Genomic DNA, 2,049 nt, shown 5'->3' on the forward strand with positions numbered 1-2,049 from the left:
CGACGAACTGGCGTGGTGACACGCTGCGTTCGACGATGCCGGCGATGCCGCCCGCGAAGGCCTGGCGGACGACCGACCGTGTCACCGCCGTGGCAAGCAGCATGCTCCGGCAGCCCAGGTTCGCGATCTTCTCGGCGACGGAGATCGCGTCGCTGTCCTCACCCTCGAAACTGATGACCGCCACATCCGGCCGGTACGTCTCGGCGAACTGCAGCGCGGCGAAGTTGCTTTCCACGGGGCCGACGACGCGGACTTCCTCGTGCCGCTCGAGCAATGCGGCCAGCGCGAAGCCGGACAGATGCAGGTCATCAGACACCAGGACATCGATTCCCATGCAGGCCCCCTGAGTAGATCCTCGGACAGCTCGTCATTGTGGACAGCGCGACTGGGTGAAGTCTGTATGCCGTCTATAGAGGAGCCTGGATTCCTTCTGTAGAGCTCGTAACCGGTCCGCACACACGAACGCGGCCCCTGTTCACGATCGGGGTGGGGAGTAACCCGATCGCCAGAGGCCGCGTTCGCCATGTTCTTCGAACAAGTACCGGACAAGTACCGCTCGCGAGCAGTCACGTCACGACTGCTGGGCTCCGTCGGCGGTGGCCCGGACGGGCTTGGGCAGGACGGGCTTGGGCAGGACGAAGACCGCGATGAGGACGGCGCAGAGGAGGAGGCCGGCGCCGGAGAGCATGCCGAGTGCGTACCCGTCGGTGAGGCTTTCGGGTGTGATCGACTCGCCGGTGCGGTCGCTGGCAGCGGTTCCGAGGGCGGCGAGGCCGAGCGAGGCACCGATCTGGCGCGTGCTGTTGAGCACGCCGGATGCGGCACCCGCTTCGTGCGGCTCGACCCCTCCGGTGGCAATGGAGAGGGCCGGCGCGAGGCACAGCCCGATGCCGACGCTGGCGACGATCGACGGACCGAGGGCGTCGACCAGGAACGAGCCGTCGGCGCGGATCAGGCCGAACCAGCCGAAGCCCAGCGCGGCCAGCGTGCCACCGGTGATCAGGACGGGCCGGGGGGCGAACTTGTAGCCCAGCTTCACGGCGAGGGTGGAGCCGACGACGATCCCCAGCGCGAACGGCAGGAACTCGACTCCGGTACGGGCCGGGCTGCTGTCGAGCACCCGCTGGAGGTAGAGGGAGACGAAGTACAGGGCTGAGGCCATGGCGCCGCCGAACAGGAGCGTGAAGAGGTTGGCGCCGGCGACCGAGCGGTTGGCCAGCAGGCCGAGGCGGATCAGCGGGTCGCGCTTGGTGGTCCGCTCGACCTGGACGAACGCGACCAGCAGTACGACGGCGATCGCCAGGGTGGTCAGGGTGGTCGCCGAGGTCCACGGGTGCTGTTCGGTGCGGACCACACCGAACACGAGCAGGGCCGCGCCCGCCGTGGCCAGCACGGCGCCCAGTACGTCCGGGCGGCCGCGGCGCGCGGCCGGGCGGTCCTTGGCGATGCCGCGCCAGGCCAGGGCCAGCGCGAGGGCGGCGATCGGCAGGTTGATGTACATCACCCACTGCCAGCCCGCGTACTGGGTGAGCAGGCCGCCGGCCAGGACGCCGACGGCGCCGCCGGCGGCGTTCACCGCACTCCAGATGCCGAAGGCCTTCACCCGTTCCTTGCCGCCGGGGAAGGTCGAGGCGAGCAGTGCAAGCGCGGCGGGTGCCAGTGCGGCGGCGCCGACGCCCTGCGCGGCACGAGCGGCCACCAGCTGGCCGGGGGCCTGCGCGAGGCCGCCGACGAGCGAGGCGATGCCGAACAGGCCGAGCCCGAACAGCATCACGCGCTTGTGCCCGAACAGGTCGGCGATCTTGCCGCCCAGCAGGAGCAGACCGCCGAAGGTGAGGGCGTAGGCGTGGATCACCCAGGTCAGGCCCACCTCGCTGAAGCCGAGCCCGCTGCCGATCCGGGCGAGTCCGACGTTCACCACCGTCAGGTCCAGCGACACCATGAACTGCACGACGGACACCGCGGCGAGGGTGGTCCCGGGCCGCGCGCCGCTCGCGACGCCTGTCTTCTCACTCGCTACTTGCGTACTTGCCACCGCACCCAGCCCCT

Annotated in this window: 2 protein-coding genes; both read right to left on the reverse strand. The window is 70.1% G+C overall.

From position 1 onward, the window contains the following. The coding region (locus tag ABD378_RS39455; protein WP_486389307.1) for a response regulator at positions 1 to 334 on the reverse strand (334 nt) is incomplete at its 3' end. Positions 335 to 571: 237 nt separating this feature from the next. Continuing rightward, complete coding sequence (locus ABD378_RS39460) at positions 572 to 1,942, reverse strand: MFS transporter (protein ID WP_425583966.1); 1,371 nt, start codon at positions 1,940 to 1,942, stop codon at positions 572 to 574. Positions 1,943 to 2,049: the final 107 nt, after the last annotated feature.

It is taken from the genome of Streptomyces rectiviolaceus (assembly GCF_039533825.1).
GTDB classification, from domain to species: Bacteria; Actinomycetota; Actinomycetes; order Streptomycetales; family Streptomycetaceae; genus Streptomyces; species Streptomyces rectiviolaceus.